The following is a 16,776-nucleotide window of genomic DNA, read 5'->3' as shown; positions in this document are numbered from 1 at the left end:
GGCCCATCATGGCAGGAGAGGGAGAGGGCATGCGCGTCGGAGTGCTGACCGGCGGTGGCGACTGCCCCGGGCTGAACGCCGTCATCCGCGCGGTGGTGCGCAAGGGCGTCCAGAACTTCGGCTATGAGTTCGTGGGCTTCCGGGCGGGCTGGCGCGGTCCGCTCGAGGGCGACACGGTGGCCCTCGACGTGCAGGCGGTGCGCGGGATCCTGCCGCGCGGCGGCACCATCCTGGGCTCCTCGCGGACCAACCCGATCAAGGTCGAGGGCGGCATCGAGCGGATCAAGGACAACCTGGCCGGGCTGGGCGTGGACGCCCTGATCGCCATCGGCGGCGAGGACACCCTGGGCGTGGCGCGCGAGCTGTACGCCAACGGCGTCAACGTGGTCGGCGTGCCCAAGACCATCGACAACGACCTGAGCGCCACCGACTACACCTTCGGGTTCGACACCGCGGTCAACATCGCGATGGAGGCCATCGACCGGCTGCACACCACCGCCGAGAGCCACCACCGCGCGCTGATCTGCGAGGTCATGGGCCGGCACGCGGGCTGGATCGCCCTGCACGCCGGGATGGCGGCGGGCGCCAACGTCATCCTCATCCCCGAGCGGCCGTTCGACATCGACAAGGTCGTCGAGTACGTCGAGAGCCGGTTCAAGACCCGCTACGCCCCGATCATCGTGGTCGCCGAGGGCGCCCACCCGATCGACGGGCAGATGCAGCTGCAGACCGGCGAGCTCGACGCGTTCGGGCACGTCCGGCTCGGTGGCATCGGCCAGCGGCTCGCCGACGAGATCGAGAAGCGCACCGGCAAGGAGGCGCGCTGCACCGTGCTCGGCCACATCCAGCGCGGCGGCACGCCCTCGGCGTTCGACCGGGTCCTGGCCACCCGGTTCGGCCTGCAGGCCATCGACGCCGTCCGCGACGGCGACTTCGGCAAGATGGTCGGGCTGCGCGGCACCGAGATCGTCCGGGTCGGGCTGGACGAGGCGACCAAGGAGCTCAAGACCGTCCCGCTGGAGCGCTACCAGGAGGCCGAGGTCTTCTTCGGCTGAGCCGCGACGAAGGTTCGTCCGCCATCCGCGCGTGGAGCGTCCCCGGCGGCTCGCTTCACGCGCGGATGGCGCGCTCGCCCGGGGCCGGTCTCCCGGCCCGGAATCGGCGGGACGGGCCCGGGAACAGCTTTACGAGTCGCGGCGTTGGGGCGTGTGGGCCACACTAGAAATCTGCCCATTTCTGGACTTTCGCAGGAAGGATCCCGCATGCCCACGCTCGACGCCGCGACCGCGTCCGTCACCGGGCACCCGCCGGTCGACGGCGAGCCGTGCGTGCTGCTCAAACTCGGTGAGGTCGTGCTCAAGGGCAAGAACCGCGAGCGGTTCGAACGGCGGCTGGCCGAGAACGTGCGGGCGGCCGTGCGCGGCATGGCGCCCCGGGTGGAGATCATCCGCCGCCACGGGGTGATGGTGGTGCGCGCGCCCGGCGCCGACGAGGCCGCCGTCGAGCGGCTCGCCGCGCGCATCACCGACGTGATGGGCATCGTGTGGGCGCACCGCGCCTGGGCGGTCGGCAAGGACCCGGCCAGCGTGGAGAGCGCCGCGCTGGCGCTGATGGCCGGGCGCACCGGCAGCTTCGCGGTGCGTTCGCGCCGCCGCGACAAGCGCTTCCCGATGACCTCCACCGAGCTGGACCGCGCCATCGGCGCCGCGATCGTCGAGGCCTACGGGCTGCCGGTGCGGCTGTCGAACCCCGACCACACGCTGTCGATCGAGGTCGACCGGGACGAGGTGTTCGTGTTCACCGGCGGGCTGCCCGGCCAGGGCGGGCTGCCGGTCGGCATGAGCGGCCGCGCCCTGGTGCTGCTGTCGGGCGGCATCGACTCGCCCGTGGCCGCCTACCGGATGATGCGCCGCGGCCTGCGCGTGGACTTCCTGCACTACTCCGGCATGCCGTTCACCGGCCCGGAGTCGATCTACAAGGCGTACGCGCTGGTGCGCGAGCTGGACCGCTTCCAGGGCGGTTCGCGGCTGCTGGTGGTGCCGTTCGGCAAGGCCCAGCAGCAGATCAAGTCCTCGGGCGCCGACCGGCTGGCGGTCGTGGCGCAGCGCCGGGTCATGCTGCGCACCGCCGAGCTGGTCGCCCGCGGCCTGGGCGGCGCCGCGCTGGTCACCGGGGACGCCCTCGGCCAGGTCAGCAGCCAGACCCTGGCCAACATCACCGCCCTGGACGACGCGGTGGAGCTGCCGATCCTGCGGCCGCTGATCGGCATGGACAAGACCGAGATCATGGACCAGGCCCGCCGCATCCGCACCCTGTCGATCTCCGAGCTGCCCGACGAGGACTGCTGCACCGTGCTGGCCCCGCGCCGCGCCGAGACCCGCGCCCGCATCGAGGACCTGCGGATGCTGGAGAAGCGCCTGGACGTCGGCGAGCTGGCCGAGCGCCTCGCCGAGTCGGTCCAGGAGCACCGCCCCGTCTACACCGAAGCGGCCGGCTGACCGTCCTGCGGTCGGCGCGGCGCTAGCACCGCGGGCCGTCGGAGCCCATCAGGGCCAGGCGTTCGATGCGGACGATCCGGAACCGGCGGCCCGCGACCGTGATGCCGTTGCGGCGGGTGCCGTCGGCCATCAGCTCGGCGGCCTCGGCGTACTCGGCCAGATGGCCCGCGTCCGGGCGTTCCACCGCCGGGACGATGTGCCGGAAGTAGACGGCCAGCGCCTCACGCGCCTGCCGCGGCGCGTCGTGCAGACGGCCCACCGGGCGCCAGCGGCCGCCCGTCCGCTCGGCCACGGTGAACGCCGGAGCCAGCGGCAGCGGCGTCAGGAACGGCTCGGGCGGCCGGGTGCCCGCGCGCGCCGCCGCGTCCAGCAGCTGCCACAGCAGCTCGGCCGTGGCGATGTCGGGCGTGGCCCAGCCGTCGGGCAGGAAGTCGTGGGCGCGGTCGGACGGGCCGCGCGGGTGCTCGCGGCCCGGGTCGAGGTCGAGATCGGTGGGACGGGGCGGCTCGGGACCGTCCGGCCCGTTGCGCACCAGCTGCTCGATCCGCACCACGCGGAACCGCAGGCCGCCCGCCCGCACCTCGTCGCGCGGCGGCCCGGCGCACAGGTCCCGTGCCGCCGCGCGCAACGCCGCGCCGCGCTCTCCGCCGGCGAACGCGGCGCGGTCGTCGAGATGGTCGGCCAGCAGCTCCCGGGCGCCCTGCGGCAGCGGATCGCACGCGCAGACGACCTGCCAGCCGCCGGGGACCCGTTCGGCGGCGGTGAACAGGGCGCCCACCCCGACCGGCTCGGGGTAGGCGGCGATGGACCGGCACGCGTCGGCCAGCATCACGGCGGCGACCGGATCGACGCCGTCCAGGTCCTCGGGGAACAGCCGTCCGGCGGCGTCGCCCTCGCCCGTCGTCATGCCGGTCATCATCCTCGCCCGGGCCCGTCCTGGCGAGTGGTTCAGACCAATTTGTTACCTTCGCGCAGGGAACACCAACGTCACCAGGCTGACGGCGAGCAGGCCGAGCCCGGCCAGCGCGACGCCGCCGAGGTGCTCGCCGAGCAGCACCAGGCCGATGACGGCGGCCACGGCGGGCTCGGCCAGGCTCAGGGTGGTGGCGGTCGCGCCCGGCGTGGTGCGCAGCCCGCGCGCGAACAGCACGTACGACACCGTCGTGCCGACCACGCCCAGATAGCAGGCCACCGCCGCGCCCCGGACGTCCAGCAGCCACCCGGGTGAGCCCGCCAGCAGCACCGGCAGCAGCAGCACCGCCGCCCCGCCGAAGATCGAACCCATCACCACCTGGTCGTCCGCGCCGCGTTCGATCAGGCGCGCGGCCACCATCGTGTACGCGGCGTAGGTGAACCCGCAGAACAGCGCGAGCGCCACCCCGCCCGGGTCGACCCCGGACGTCTCGCCCCCGCTCATCAGCAGGGCGCAGCCGGCGACGGCGCCCGCCGTGGTCGCCGGCCAGCGGCGGCCCAGGCCCCGCCGGGTCAGCAGGCCCGCGAAGGCGGGCGCGCTGCCCAGCGACACCACGGTCGCGATCGCCACGCCCGTGAGGGCGACCGAGGCGAGGTAGGTGACCTGGTAGACGGCCCCGCAGACGGCGCCGACCGCCAGCGGGACCCAGGCCCGGCGGCCCTGCCGCAGCAGGCCCCGCAGGGCCGTGCGGCGGGAGGTGAACACCACCAGGGCGAACAGCAGCGCGCCGCCCAGGACGATGCGGGCCGAGGCCACCGAGACCGGCGACGCCGAGTGCGGCGCCAGGGTGAAGACCGGCCCGGCGGTGCCCCACAGGACGGCGGCCAGCAGGATGTCGGAGGCGCCGGAGCGGCGGCCGTCGCGGCGCGCCGCGACGCGCGAGAGCGCGCGCGGTGAATCAGGACGTACGGACAACAGAGACTCGCTCCTGAACTCGAATCGGACGAGATGATCCGGGTCCGGGGCGCAGCCGGACGCGCCGCAGCCGGGCCGCGGTCACGCGGCGGGCGGCACGCGTCGCCGGGCCGGGCGCGTCTGCGCCGGGCCGGGCGGAGGATAAGAAGAGGAAAAGGTCGCCGCACCCCGGTCAGGAGCGGGGCGGCCCAAGGTTCGCCGTCCAGTACGCCATGGCCGCGACACTACCATCCGGCGCGGGCCGCGCGATCACCGAGGTGACCGCGCGGCCCGCGTCCGTCTCGCGTCCGGCCTGGGGAGGCGTCAGGCCGGGACGGGCTCGTCGGCGGACTCGGTGAGCCTGCGGCCGACCAGCGGCGGCAGCTCGCGCACGACGCGGGCCAGCTCGCGCAGGTCGCCGTCCACCAGCGCCTGCGGGCCGTCGCACAGCGCGGTCTCCGGGTGCGGGTGCACGTCGATGATCACACCGTCCGCGCCGACCGCGATGGCCGCGCGGGTCAGCGGCAGCACCAGGTCGCGGCTGCCGCCCGAGTGGGACGGGTCGACGATCACCGGCAGGTGGCCCAGGCGCTGCGCCACCGGCACCGCGGAGATGTCCAGGGTGTTGCGGGTCGCCTTCTCGAAGGTGCGGATGCCCCGCTCACAGAGGACGATGTCGAGGTTGCCGCGCTGGGCGATGTACTCGGCGGCCATCAGCCACTCCTCGATGGTGCCGCTCATCCCCCGCTTGAGCAGCACCGGCATGCCCGACTCGCCGGCGGCCTGCAGCAGCGCGAAGTTCTGCGCGTTGCGGGTGCCGATCTGCAGCATGTCGGCGTATCCGGCGATCAGCTCCACGTCGTGGGCGTCGACGACCTCGGTGACGATCGGCATGCCCGTCTCGGCCCGCACGTCCGCCAGGATCTTCAGCCCGGCCTCGCCGAGGCCCTGGAAGGCGTACGGTGAGGTGCGCGGCTTGAACGCGCCGCCGCGCAGCAGGGTGGCGCCCGCCGCGCGCGCCATCTGCGCCGCCTGCAGGGTCTGCTCCGGGGTCTCCACCGCGCACGGGCCCGCGATCAGCGTCATCGTGCCCGGCCCGATCGGCACGCCGCCGACCCGCACGACCGAACGCTCGGCGTGGTTCTCCCTGCTGACCAGCTTGTACGGGGCCGAGATGCGGATCACGTCGCTGACGCCGCCCATGCCGCGCAGGTTCAGCGACGCGAACTGCTGGACGTCCCCGACCAGCCCGATGATGGTGCGCTCGACGCCCCGGCTGACGAACGCCTCGCCTCCCGCCGTCTCGACCAGCGAGACGACGGCCTGGATATCCGATTCGGTGGCCTCCTGGGCCATGACGACGACCATGCTGTGCCTCCTCATACGGCGGGGTCCGGTGGACCCCGCGTCCGCGCCCTGAAACGACGAAAGCCCCGGGCCGTAGCGGCCCGGGGCTTGTCGCCTTGAGGTCTGTCAGCGCAGCGTCTGGCAGACCAGCCGCCCGGGCTGGTCGAACCAAAAGAAATACACGACGTTGCGCACCCGACAAGAGTAACCCACGGCCCGGCGGGCGAGAGGGGAGGGGGGCGAATATGGCTCAGCTCACGCCGGATGGCAGTATGGCCGCGTCATGTCCCCACCCGATGAGCCTTCCGGTAAACCGCCCGGCAAGCCGCTGCCGCCGGGGCAGTACGTCCCCCGTGGCTGGCCCGTCCTCCACTACGGTCCGGTGCCCAAGTTCCGTCCCGACTCGTGGGACTTCCGGGTGTTCGGCGCGACCGAGTCCGGCGGGCAGCACCGCTGGACGTGGGAGGAGTTCGAGCGGCTGCCGCGCGCCAGGGCGGTCGGCGACTTCCACTGCGTCACCAAGTTCTCCATCCCCGACAACGAGTGGGAGGGCGTGTCCGGCTCGACCGTCGTGGAGCTGGCCCCGCCCCATCCGGACGTCACCCATGTGATGGTGTGGGCCGAGTACGGCTACAGCGCCAACATCCGCATGAGCGACTTCCTGGCCGACAAGACGATGTTCGCCACGCACCGCAACGGGGAGCGGCTCACCCCCGACCACGGCTTCCCCGTCCGCCTGGTGGTGCCGCACCTGTACGCGTGGAAGAGCGTCAAGTGGGTCCGGGGCGTGGAGTACATGGTCAGGGACCGCCGCGGCTTCTGGGAGGAACGCGGTTACCACAACGTCGCCGACCCCTGGAACGAGCAGCGTTACTCGTATCAGGAGGAGGAAGGCGAGGCCCCGCCCCACTGATCGACGCGCCTTGGCGGCCCTTGATCTGTGCTGGACGGTACCTGTTGCCCCAAACGGCAGGGCCGCACCCCCTCATGGGTATTACTGTGTGTCTTCATGTTGATACCGTCCGTGACCGGAATTCTGGTCTGCGGGGCGACCCTCGCCGCTGCCCTCGGCGCGTGCGCCCTCCGGCCGTGGCTGCGGTCCCGGCGCGGGTTCGGCAGCATGGCCGACGAGGCGACGTTCGCGACGCTGCACACCATCTCGCGGGCCTCGCCGTCCCTGCGCGCCGGGCTGAACCGCGACTCCGCCCGCAAGGCGGCCCGGCACCTGCGGACGCTGCTCGGCGTCGAGGCGGTGGCGCTGGTGGCCGCCGCGCAGGACGACGAACCGCACGACGGGCCCCCCGGCGGGCCGGACGACGGGCCGGACGCGCCCTGCGGCCGGCTGCTGGTCTGGGACGGCCCCGGCGGCTCCCGGCACGCCTGGGCGGTGCTGCGGCATGCCCGGCCGGTGCTGGAGTCCGGGCGGCCGCGCGTGGTCGGGCCGGACGTCCTGTCGTGCGAGGACGCCAGGTGCCGCATCCGCGTGGCCATGGTGGCGCCGCTGTCGGTGCAGGGACGGGTGGAGGGGGCGCTGGCCGCCTACGGGGGCAGCGCGTCGGCGGCGCGCGTGCGCGCGGTGGGCGAGGTGGCGCGGTGGGTGTCCAGCCAGCTGGAGCTGGCCGAGCTGGACTCCTCCCGCGCGCGCCTGGCCGAGGCCGAGATGCGCGCGCTGCGGGCCCAGATCTCCCCGCACTTCGTCTACAACTCGCTGACCACCATCGCCTCGTTCGTCCGCACCGACCCCGAACGGGCCCGTGACCTGCTGCTGGACTTCGCCGACTTCGCCCGCTACTCGTTCCGCAACCCGCGCGACTTCACCACCCTGGCCGACGAGCTGCGTTCCATCGACCGGTACCTGCTGCTGGAGCGGGCCAGGTTCGGCGACCGGCTGCAGTTCAGCGTGGAGGTCGCCCCGGAGGTGCTGCCGGTGGCGCTGCCGTTCCTGTCGCTGCAGCCGCTGGTGGAGAACGCGATCCGGCACGGCATGGCCGATGCCCGCGAGTCGTTCCGCATCCAGATCGTGGCGCGCGACGCGGGGGCCGAGGCGGCGATCAGCGTGGAGGACGACGGGGTCGGCATGGACCCCGGCCGGCTGCGGGAGATCCTGGCCGCGGGCCCCTTGTCGGCCGGGCGCGAGCGGCGCGGCGGCGCGGGCATCGGCCTGGCCAACGTGGACGAGCGCCTGCGGCAGGTCTACGGCGACGAGTACGGGCTGACGGTCGAGACGGCGGTCGGGGCGGGCACCAAGGTCAACCTGCGCGTTCCCAAGTACAGTCCGGGCGTCTTCCCCGACTGAGCGCCGGCGTCCCGGCGCCGGGGACGGTGCTCGTGTGCGGTCAACGGGGCGTCGGCGAAACTCCTTCACTCTGTGAAACCGATTGCGGACGATCGGTAATCGCGGCAGGGTCCTCTTATGCTGCGCGTCCTTGCCGTTGACGATGAGGTCCCCGCCCTGGAGGAACTGGTCTACCTGCTGCGGGAGGACCCGCGGATCGAGCGCGTCACCGGGGTCAGCGACGCCGCCGCGGCGCTGCGCAACCTGAGCCGGATGCTGGTGTCCGGCGACCGGCTCGACGCGGTGTTCCTCGACATCCGCATGCCGGGCCTGGACGGGCTCGACTTCACCCGGCTGCTGTCGGGGTTCGCCGCCCCGCCGGTGGTGGTGTTCGTCACCGCGCACGACAACTGCGCGGTCACCGCCTACGAGCTGGGGGCCTTGGACTACCTGCTCAAGCCGGTGCGGCCCGAGCGGCTGGCCGAGGCCGTCCGCCGGGTCGACGAGGCGGTCCACCGCGTCGCGGCGCAGGAGGAGCACGCCGTCGACCGTCCGCCCGAGGACGAGATGGTGCCGGTGGAGCTGGGCGGCCGCACCCGCCTGGTGCCCCGCCGGGAGGTGACGTACGTGGAGGCGCAGGGCGACTACGTGCGGCTGCACACCGCCGAGGGCAGCTACCTGGTGCGCATGCCGCTGGCCCAGCTGGCGCGCCGCTGGGAGGCGGCCGGGTTCATCCGCATCCACCGCAGCACGCTGGTGGCCCTGGCGCACATCACCGAGCTGCGCTTCGACGGCGGCCGCGCGGCCGTGCAGGTCGGGCAGGAGCTGCTGCCGGTCGCCCGCCGCCACACCCGGCAGGTGCGCGACCTGCTGGTGCGCCGCTTCCGCAACGCCGACCAGGACGGGCGGCACGGCGAGCCCGGCACCAGGCGCGGCGAGCCCGGTGACAGGCGCGGCGACGGCGGCGGGCGCGGTGAGCCGGGCGGCGGGCGCGGTGAGCCCGGTAGGCGCCGCGGCGACCAGGGCGGGCGCGGCGGCGGGCCGGGCCGCCAGGGCGACGAGCGGGGTCAGCAGGGCGGCGAGCGGGGTCAGCAGGGCGGCGGGCCCGGCAGGCGGGACGGCGACCAGGACGGGCGGGACGACGAGTGGGGGCCCGGCGGCGGACGCGGCGGCGGACACGGCGATGACTGAGCCGCGCCGCGTGGCGGTGTCCAACCCGCGCACCCACCGGGCCCGCCGGGGGCCGGTCGGCACGGGCTGGAGCATCGCCCGCGACCTCGACGAGCAGACCGAGCTCGGCGCCGTGTACGCCCGCGCGCTGATCCGCGCGCAGCTGCGCTCGGCGCTGCTGACCGCCGGGGTGGTGCTGGCCGCGATCATCGGGCTGCCCCTGCTGCTGATCCTGGTCCCGGCGCTGGCGCGGGCCCGGGTGCACGGGGTGCCGCTGGCCTGGCCGCTGCTGGTGCTGTGCGTGCAGCCGGTCTGGATCACCCTGGCGGTCCGGCAGCTGTGGCGGGCCGAACGCACCGAGCGGGAGTTCGCGCGCTTCGTGGACCACCAGTGATCGCGTCGGCGGTGGCGATCGCGCTGACCGCGCTGATCGTCGTCCTGGGACTGATGACGGCGCTGACCACGGTGCGCGGCTCGACCGCGCTGCGGGGACGCGTCCCCGCCGGCGACGCCGCCGCCTCGGACTTCCTGGTCGCCTCGCGCGGGGTGACGCCGCTGTGGAACGCCGCCGCGATCAGCGGCGAGTACATCTCGGCGGCGGCGTTCCTCGGGTCGGCGGGGCTGCTGCTGGCCTACGGCGCCGACATGCTGTGGCTGCCGATCGGGGCCGTCGCCGGGTACGTGCTGCTGCTGGCGTTCGTGACCGCGCCGCTGCGCCGCTCGGGCGCCTACACCATCTCCGACTTCGCCGAGTGGCGGCTCGGCTCGCTGGCCGTGCGGCGCCTGGTGTCGGTGTGCGTGTGCGTCATCGGCTGGTTCTACCTGCTGCCGCAGTTCCAGGGCGCGGGCGTCACGCTGCGGGTGCTGACCGGCGCGCCGCCGTGGGCGGGCTGGGCGCTGGTGGTGGCCGTGGTGGCGGGCCTGGTGCTGTCGGGCGGCATGCGCAGCATCACCGTCGTCCAGGCGATGCAGTACTGGGTGAAGGTGTGCGCGGTGGCGATCCCGGCCGTCGCCGTGCTGGCCGTCTGGCGGCTGGACGGAGGCCGCGACCCGACCGGGGACGGGCCGCCGAAGTTCCCTCGCGCCACCGTCGTACGGGTGCAGACCGACGTGGCCGTGCGGGTGCCCGCCGACACGGACGTGACGGTGCGCGGCGCGTTGGACGGCAGGGTCCACCACGGGCGGCCGCTACGGCTGGTGAAGGGCCGGCACACCGTGGCCGAGGGCACCGAGCTGCGGTTCCCGGCGGGGGCCTGGGTGCCGCACGCCGAACGGCTGCCGATCCAGGAGGACCACACCTGGGCGCTGCCGTTCGCCCGGGGCCACGACCACCCGCTGTTCGCCACGTACTCGGCGCTGCTGGGCGTGCTGCTGGGCACGATGGGGCTGCCCCACATCCTGATGCGCTTCTACACCGACACCTGCGGCAGGACGGCGCGCCGCACCGCCGCGATGGTGCCGGTGCTGCTGGCCCTGTTCTACCTCTTCCCGGCCGTGTACGGGGCGCTCGGCCGCTTCTACACGCCCGAGCTGCTCGTCACCGGCGACACCGACGCGACCATCCTGATGGTGCCGCAGCGGCTGGTGCCCGGCACCGCGGGCGCGCTGCTGACGGGTCTGGTCGCGGCGGGGGCGTTCGCCGCGTTCATCTCCACGTCCTGCGGCATCGTGGTGGCGATCGCGGGCACGGTCTCGCAGCGGGTGCTGCGCGGCGGCGTGGCGGCCTTCCGCCTCGGCACGGTGTTCGCGCTGGCCGTGCCGCTCGGCGTTCCGCTGACGCTGGCGCAGGACGTCGGCGCGATCGGCGCGGCCAGGCTGGTCACCCTGGCGCTTTCCGTGTCGGCGTGCTCGCTGTGCCCGCTGCTGCTGCTCGGCATCTGGTGGCGCGGCCTGACGGCGTTCGGTGCGGGCGCCGGGCTGCTGGTGGGCGGGGGCCTGGCGGTGGCGGCGGCCGTCACGCGGCTGTTCGGCGGGCCGTGGGACGGCTGGCCCGCCGCGCTGCTGACGCAGCCGGCGATGGCGATCGTGCCGGTGACGTTCGCGGTGATGGTGGGCGGGTCGCTGCTGACGCGCCGCCGGGTGCCCCGCCGGGCCGACCGGGCGCTGGCCCGGTTGCACCTGCCGGAGGAAATCGTCAATCGTTGACGCCTCTTCGCCGAAGAAAGTGGACCGTTCCCCCTGTCGCGGCGAAACCGTTCGTCGTCATCGATCGACCGCTCGTCGGCCGGCGACGCGACGCACATCGACGGCTACCCGCCGTTGGCCGAGGGGGACCGGCCATCGCCTCCCCATCGGTATCGGATCCCTCTACTGTTTCCATTGGCACCACGCACCACACCGCTTCGGGGGGAGCGAGTGGACGCGGCACGGGCCCGAGCGCATCGGCCCGTCGGCGGCGGAACCGCCCCCTCCGCACGGAACAACAGAGGAGATCCGGCACGGCACCGAAAAGCCGGATCAGGAGCCGTCGGATCCCGTACCGGGGGGGTGGGATCCGACGGCGTGAGGCTCGGGCGTCGCTGAATAGTCGGGGGGTTGTTCAGCGACGCCCGGGCCGTTTTCCGTCTGTGGGGCCGGCCCGGTGCGGTGTACGCGACCTCGGCGGTGCGGTGCCCGCGGTCTCAGCGGTCGCGCAGGCGCTTGAGGGTCTCCACGTCCTTGCGGTGCGGTTCGGGGGCGCGTCCGGGCGTCTCGATGATGAACGGGACGCCCGCCACGGCCGGGTGGCGGAACAGCTCCGCGAACGGCTCCTCGCCGATCCGGCCCGCGCCGATGTTCTCGTGGCGGTCCCTGGCCGATCCGCAGGCGTCCTTGGAGTCGTTGGCGTGGACGAGCTTGAGCCGTCCCTCGCCGACCGTCTCGACGAGGGCGTCGATCGTCGCGGCCGCCCCTCCCGGGGCGGACAGGTCGTGACCGGCGGCGAACGCGTGGCAGGTGTCGAAGCACACCCCGAGCCTGGGGTGGTGGTCCAGCGCCTCGAAGAACGGGCCGAGCTGCTCCACCTTGGCGCACAGCATCCTGCCCTGCCCGGCCATGGGCTCCAGCAGCAGGTCGGGCCCGTCGCCGGGGATCTCCTCCAGCAGCGGCAGCACCTGCTCGCGGACCTGCCGCATGGCGTCCTCGTAGGACTGGCTGACCGCCGAGCCGGTGTGCACGACCACGCCGCGCGCGCCGATGTCGCGGCCCCGGCGCAGCGCGTGCCGCACCGACGCCACCGACTTGGCCAGCGTTTCTGCGCTGGGCGAGCCGAAGTTCACCAGGTACGCCGAATGGACGTAGACCGGCAGGTCGTCCTGCTCGCGCAGCCGGGCGTCCTCGGCGGGCCGGCCCTCCGGCAGCGCCCAGCCGCGCGGGTTGGACACGAACACCTGGACGGCCTCGGCGCCGATCTCGGCGGCGTACTTCAGGCCGCCGGTGGCCAGCCCGCCGGCGACCGGGACGTGCGCGCCGACCGGGCCGCCCACGACGGCCGGCGCCGGCGAGGCGGAGGACGTGCCGGTGGAGGACGAGGTCACGGATGAGGAGGCCATAGGCCGCTCAGCATAGTTGGCCGCCGGACCGTGTCCGTCCATCCCGCCCGTCGACCCCGCCCGGCCGCCGTGCGCGTCCGCCGTGAGGCGGTCAGCCCCAGATGGTGATCTCCTGGCCGCGCTGGGCGGAGGAGCCGGGCAGCGGGTTCTGCCCGACCACCCGGTCGCCCAGCTTGCTGCCGATCTTGACCTTGAAGCCGGAGCTCTTGAGCGCGCGCTTGGCGTCGTCGAACGACTGGCCGATCACCGGCGGCACCGGGAGGCGGTCGCCCCGGTCGCGCCCGCGGTCGTCGTCGCAGAAGAACTCGCCGAACAGGCAGTCGCGGCGGTTGACCACGAGCGTGACCTCGTCGCCGGACGACACGCCGGTACCCGGCTCGGGGTTCTGCGACAGCACCGTGTCACCGGGTCGCCTCCCGTCCCGGCGCCGCTCGATCTTGACGTCGAGGCCCATGGAGCGCAGCCGGTTGGCGGCGTCGTCGCTCTTCTGCCCCACCACGTTCGGCATGGACATGCCGCTGCTGACGACGATCTGCACCGGCACGTCGGGGGACTGCTTCTCGCCCGCGGCCGGGTTCGTGCGCACCACGCGGCCCTTGGCCACCGTCTGGGACGGGGTGCTGCTCTCACGGCCGGGCTGCAGGCCCTCGTCGCGCAGCATGCGCTTGGCGTCGTCCAGGGAGCGGCCGCGCACGTCGGGCACCTCGCGCGGCACCCGGCCCTTGGACGGGGTCAGCGTCACCGTCTCGCCCTTGGCGATCCGCGTGCCCGGCGCCGGGTCGGCCTTGGCGATCTCGCCCTTGTCGACCCGGTCGCTGTAGACCTCGGGGGCGATCCGGGCCCGCAGGCCCGCGTCGGCGAGCGCCTGGCGGGCGTCGGCCACCTTCATGCCGATGAGGCGGTCGGGCACGTGGTCGTACTGGCCGGACGTCTGGTACCACACCGACCAGGCCAGCACCACGGCGGCGACCGCGCCGATCGCGATCAGGACGTACCGGCCGGTCGCGCCGACCCCGCGCCTGGGGGCGTGGTCGCCCGGCGGCACCAGGGACGGCCCGGTCTCGGCGGGCGACAGCACGGCGGTGCGCCCGCCGTGCGGCAGTCCCGGCACGGGCGGCGGGGCCTGCGGGGCCTCCATGACGGCGGTGCGGCCGTAGGACGCCTGCTCGACGCGCCAGTCGATGTCGGGCGGCAGGCCGCCGTGCACCTCGGCCACCAGCGCCAGGAACTGCCCCGCGTCCTGCGGCCGCTGCGCGGGCTCGCGCGCGGTCGCCCGGGTGACCAGCACGTCCAGCTGCTGCGGCAGGCCCGGCACGAGGCCCGACGGCGGCGGCACGGCCTCGTTGACGTGCTTGTAGGCGACCGCCAGCGGCGTGTCGCCCTGGTGCGGCAGCTCGCCGGTGAGCAGCTCGTAGAGCATCACCCCGGCCGCGTACACGTCGGTGCGCACGTCGGCGTTGCCCGACAGCACCTGCTCGGGCGCCAGGTAGCCGACGGTGCCGATGATCAGCCCGGTCTTGGTCATCTTGCTGGCGCTCTCGGCCCGGGCCAGCCCGAAGTCGGCCACCTTGACCTGGCCGTCCTCGGTGATCAGCACGTTCTCCGGCTTGACGTCGCGGTGCACCAGGCCGGCCCGGTGGGCGGCGCTCAGCGCGGCCAGCACCGGCTGAGTGATCTCGAGCGCGGCGCGGGGGCCGAGGCGTCCCCGCTCGGTCAGCAGGTCGCGCAGCGTGCGGCCGGGCACGTACTCCATGACCAGGAACACGTGCTCGCCGTCGGTGCGCTGGTCGTACACCGCGACCACGTTGGGGTGCGACAGCGCGGCGGCCGCCTTGGCCTCGCCGATGAAGCGGGCGACGAACTCGTCGTCGGCCGCGAGGTTGGCGTGCATCACCTTGATGGCGACCACGCGATCGAGCCTCAGGTCGCGGGCGACGTAGACCGTGGCCATGCCGCCGCGCGCGACACGGGACTCAATGCGGTAGCGCCCGTCGAGTACCCGCCCGACGAGGGGGTCGGCAACCGTCGTGTCCATCGCTGCGAGTCTAGGCGGCTTTTCCGGTGCGCATCATCAGTCGGGAGTATGAGCATCGATCCGCCCTTGATCGGCTGCGCAGCGTGACCATTTCGACGCGAACTGCGGTTTCGAGGGGCGCGGACGGCGACGGGATGTGCCGCGATCGTCGCTCAACGTGAGGGGGCGGGCTCGGCCGCCGGTTCCTCGGGGACGGGGGCGGGGGAGCGGCGGGCGATCCACGCGCGGACGGCGCCGAGCCCGCCGCGCGACACGGCCACTCCGGCCAGGCACAGCACGCCGCCCGCGAGGGTGAACGGCCCCGGCACCTCGCCCAGCAGCGTCCACGACATCAGCACCACCAGGGCGGGAGCGGCGTAGGTGGTCGCGCCCATCTTGCCCGCCGAGGTGCGGGCCAGCGCGTACGCCCAGGTGGTGAACGCCAGGGCGGTCGGGAAGACCCCCAGGTACACCATGTTCAGCGTCGCCGACAGGGGCGCGTCGGCCAGCTCTCCGGCCAGCCGCCCGGAGAACGGCAGGCAGGCGATCGTCCCCACCACGCAGCCGTACGCGGTGACCTGCAGCGGGGAGCCGTGCCTCAGCGCGGGCTTCTGGCTCACCACTCCCGCCGCGTAGGTGACGGCCGCCAGCAGGCACAGCACCACGCCCAGCGCCGCGGAACCGCCGTCCGGGCCGCCGTCCGACAGGGAGACGCCCACCACGGCGGCGCCGGTGAACGACACCGCGATCCCGGCCAGCAGGCGCGCCGGCAGCCCCTCCTTGAGCAGCCAGCCGCCCAGCAGCGCGATGAGGATCGGGCCGACGTTGACCACCATCGCGGCGGTGCCCGCGTCCACCTCCTGCTCGCCCCAGTTCAGGGCGACGTTGTAGACGCCGAACCACAGCACCCCGGACACCAGGACGCCGGGCCAGGCGGCGCGCGGCGGCAGGCCCTCCCGGCGCACCAGGCACAGCAGCAGGAGCGTGGCCGAACCCGCCAGCAGGCGGCCCAGCGCCAGCGCGCCCGGCGAGAACTCCCGGCCCGCGCTGCGGATCGCCACGAACGCCGACGCCCACATCACGACCGTGAACGCCGCGGCGGCCACGGCGCGCCGGTCCACCGGCGGCCGGGCCGCCGCCTCTGTCTGTCGTTCCATGCGCTGCACCTTAGAAAGCGGACGTTTCCATGAACCCCGAAGCGTTCGCGCCGGTCAGGGCGCGGGCCGGGGGAGAACGTGGATCAGTCTGCGTCCGCCGATCTTTCAGGTCCAGCGAATCTTTCTACAGGGATGCGTTTAGCGATCCTTCATGAAGGGTCAGGCGCCGGTGCTGATGCCCTCCCAGGGGGACGACGCCTGCGCGTAGCGGCGCTTGGGGATCCGCCCCGCCAGCCGCGCCAGCCGCCCGGCCTCCACGGCGTGCCGCATGGCGGCGGCCATCACGGCGGGATGCTGCGCGCGGGTGACGGCGGTCGCCAGCAGCACCGCGTCGCAGCCGAGCTCCATGGCCAGCGCGGCGTCGCTGGCGGTGCCGAGGCCCGCGTCCAGCACCACCGGCACGTTCGCCTGCTCGACGATCAGCTCGATGTTGTGCGGGTTGCGGATGCCCAGCCCCGAGCCGATCGGCGAGCCCAGCGGCATCACCGCGGCGCAGCCCGCCTGCTCCAGGCGGCGCGCCAGCACCGGGTCGTCGTTGGTGTAGGGCAGCACCACGAACCCGTCGTCCACGAGCTGCTCGGCCGCGTCCACCAGCTCGATCGGGTCGGGCAGCAGGGTGCGCTCGTCGGCGATCACCTCCAGCTTCACCCAGTTGGTGTGCAGCGCCTCGCGGGCCAGCTTGGCCGTCAGCACGGCCTCGCCCGCCGTGAAGCAGCCCGCCGTGTTGGGCAGCACCCGGATGCCGCACTCGCGCAGCACGTCCAGCACCGAGCCGCGCGCCGCCGGGTCGACGCGGCGCATGGCGACGGTGGTCAGCTCGGTCCCGGACGCGGTCAGCGCCTCGCGCAGCACGTGCATGCTGGGCGCGCCGCCGGTGCCCATGATCAGCCTGGAGCCGAACTCCTCGCCCGCGATGAC

The 16,776-nt window shown here is 74.1% G+C and carries 14 protein-coding genes; 7 read left to right on the top strand and 7 right to left on the bottom strand.

Features of this window, described 5'->3' with window-relative positions; all coding sequences use genetic code 11:
* The first annotated feature begins 29 nt into the window (after window positions 1–29).
* Window positions 30–1,055 carry a 6-phosphofructokinase gene (locus tag ABZ801_RS07015; protein WP_360694165.1) on the top strand — a complete coding sequence of 342 codons (1,026 nt, stop codon included), beginning with the start codon at window positions 30–32 and terminating at the stop codon, window positions 1,053–1,055.
* Between the two features lie 207 nt (window positions 1,056–1,262).
* Window positions 1,263–2,498 carry a tRNA uracil 4-sulfurtransferase ThiI gene (gene thiI, locus ABZ801_RS07010; RefSeq protein WP_360693887.1) on the top strand — a complete coding sequence of 412 codons (1,236 nt, stop codon included), beginning with the start codon at window positions 1,263–1,265 and terminating at the stop codon, window positions 2,496–2,498.
* A 22-nt stretch (window positions 2,499–2,520) separates the two neighbouring features.
* Here the strand turns inward: thiI and ABZ801_RS07005 are convergent, their stop codons facing one another.
* The 3 genes from ABZ801_RS07005 to aroF all read right to left on the bottom strand — a co-directional run bounded on the left by ABZ801_RS07005 (window position 2,521) and on the right by aroF (window position 5,733).
* Complete coding sequence (locus ABZ801_RS07005) at window positions 2,521–3,405, bottom strand: DUF5954 family protein (protein ID WP_360693884.1); 885 nt, start codon at window positions 3,403–3,405, stop codon at window positions 2,521–2,523.
* Window positions 3,406–3,459: 54 nt separating this feature from the next.
* Window positions 3,460–4,386: an EamA family transporter gene (locus ABZ801_RS07000; protein ID WP_360693881.1), complete on the bottom strand. Its 927-nt coding sequence runs from the start codon at window positions 4,384–4,386 to the stop codon at window positions 3,460–3,462.
* Window positions 4,387–4,689: 303 nt separating this feature from the next.
* Window positions 4,690–5,733 (bottom strand): 3-deoxy-7-phosphoheptulonate synthase, encoded by a 1,044-nt coding sequence (aroF, locus tag ABZ801_RS06995; RefSeq protein ID WP_344955332.1) that lies wholly within the window; start codon window positions 5,731–5,733, stop codon window positions 4,690–4,692.
* A gap of 262 nt (window positions 5,734–5,995) precedes the next feature.
* Between aroF and ABZ801_RS06990 the strand changes: the two genes are divergently transcribed.
* The 5 genes from ABZ801_RS06990 (at window position 5,996) to ABZ801_RS06970 (ending at window position 11,302) form a co-directional block, all read left to right on the top strand.
* Complete coding sequence (locus ABZ801_RS06990) at window positions 5,996–6,625, top strand: sulfite oxidase-like oxidoreductase (RefSeq protein ID WP_344955334.1); 630 nt, start codon at window positions 5,996–5,998, stop codon at window positions 6,623–6,625.
* A 96-nt stretch (window positions 6,626–6,721) separates the two neighbouring features.
* Window positions 6,722–8,008: a histidine kinase gene (locus tag ABZ801_RS06985; protein ID WP_344955335.1), complete on the top strand. Its 1,287-nt coding sequence runs from the start codon at window positions 6,722–6,724 to the stop codon at window positions 8,006–8,008.
* 117 nt (window positions 8,009–8,125) lie between these two features.
* Window positions 8,126–9,178 (top strand): LytTR family DNA-binding domain-containing protein, encoded by a 1,053-nt coding sequence (locus ABZ801_RS06980; protein WP_360693876.1) that lies wholly within the window; start codon window positions 8,126–8,128, stop codon window positions 9,176–9,178.
* The gene (locus ABZ801_RS06975) at window positions 9,171–9,551 is read left to right on the top strand and encodes a hypothetical protein (protein ID WP_344955339.1); all 381 of its coding nucleotides are present in this window, start codon (window positions 9,171–9,173) and stop codon (window positions 9,549–9,551) included. The genes ABZ801_RS06980 and ABZ801_RS06975 overlap by 8 nt, the downstream gene beginning before the upstream one ends.
* Entirely contained in the window at window positions 9,548–11,302 is a 1,755-nt protein-coding gene (locus ABZ801_RS06970) for a cation acetate symporter (RefSeq protein WP_344955341.1), read from the top strand. Before ABZ801_RS06975 ends, ABZ801_RS06970 begins: the two co-directional genes overlap by 4 nt.
* Window positions 11,303–11,778: 476 nt before the next feature.
* Here the strand turns inward: ABZ801_RS06970 and ABZ801_RS06965 are convergent, their stop codons facing one another.
* The 4 genes from ABZ801_RS06965 to ABZ801_RS06950 all read right to left on the bottom strand — a co-directional run bounded on the left by ABZ801_RS06965 (window position 11,779) and on the right by ABZ801_RS06950 (window position 16,773).
* Complete coding sequence (locus tag ABZ801_RS06965) at window positions 11,779–12,687, bottom strand: deoxyribonuclease IV (RefSeq protein WP_360693871.1); 909 nt, start codon at window positions 12,685–12,687, stop codon at window positions 11,779–11,781.
* A gap of 91 nt (window positions 12,688–12,778) precedes the next feature.
* Entirely contained in the window at window positions 12,779–14,722 is a 1,944-nt protein-coding gene (pknB, locus tag ABZ801_RS06960; RefSeq protein WP_360693868.1) for a Stk1 family PASTA domain-containing Ser/Thr kinase, read from the bottom strand.
* Window positions 14,723–14,874: 152 nt separating this feature from the next.
* Window positions 14,875–15,858: a DMT family transporter gene (locus tag ABZ801_RS06955; RefSeq protein ID WP_360693865.1), complete on the bottom strand. Its 984-nt coding sequence runs from the start codon at window positions 15,856–15,858 to the stop codon at window positions 14,875–14,877.
* Window positions 15,859–16,017: 159 nt separating this feature from the next.
* The gene (locus tag ABZ801_RS06950) at window positions 16,018–16,773 is read right to left on the bottom strand and encodes a thiazole synthase (protein WP_344955558.1); all 756 of its coding nucleotides are present in this window, start codon (window positions 16,771–16,773) and stop codon (window positions 16,018–16,020) included.
* Between the last annotated feature and the right edge of the window lie 3 nt (window positions 16,774–16,776).

The sequence above is a fragment of the Actinomadura sp. NPDC047616 genome (genome assembly GCF_040642915.1).
GTDB classification, from domain to species: domain Bacteria; phylum Actinomycetota; class Actinomycetes; order Streptosporangiales; family Streptosporangiaceae; genus Spirillospora; species Spirillospora miaoliensis.
Note: the sequence above shows the minus strand (reverse complement) of the source record. Positions and strands in the feature narration are given on the sequence as shown.